Here is a 478-nt window from a genome sequence, read left to right as displayed (position 1 = left end):
CGCCCATCCACCTGGATGCACACATCTTTTCCGTTGATCGTCTTGCATGGCCAGTTGTCGTTGATATAGCGGTCCGGCTTGAAACAGACACGATCATCGTTGACCCAGAACAGTTGCCAGGCGGAGCCCGAAACAAGGAGGTTGGGGCAGGGGGAATAGCCTCTGGCCAACAACGCCAGGGTGGTCAGGATCATCAACGCTGGGACCACGTACAGGATGATCTTGATCGACGAGCCAATCATCAGGTTCTGGAATCTGAAAAGGCTTGAATGGGTAGGCGGATCAAACTTCTTGCCGGTCCAGAATGCGATGGCTCCGCCCACGGCACAGATCAGGACAACAGGGGGTGCCATGAGCAGGCAGAATGCCAGGTACGGCGTTTCCACGACTGGCGCATTTCGCAAGAGCCTGCCGTACAGCGGGAGAATGTGAGTCCAAAGCCAATACAGGGAAAATGCGCCGACAAGAAGCATGAACG

The 478-nt window shown here is 55.6% G+C and carries 1 protein-coding gene; it reads right to left on the bottom strand.

Features of this window, described 5'->3' with window-relative positions:
- On the bottom strand, positions 1 to 478 hold a 478-nt coding region (locus BAE31_RS08970; protein WP_076840257.1), incomplete at both ends, for a hypothetical protein.

Origin of the sequence: Bacillus sp. I-2, from assembly GCF_001974945.1 — a bacterium.
Taxonomy (GTDB): domain Bacteria; phylum Bacillota; class Bacilli; order Bacillales; family Bacillaceae; genus Bacillus; species Bacillus safensis.
This window is presented reverse-complemented; position numbering and strand designations above follow the sequence as displayed.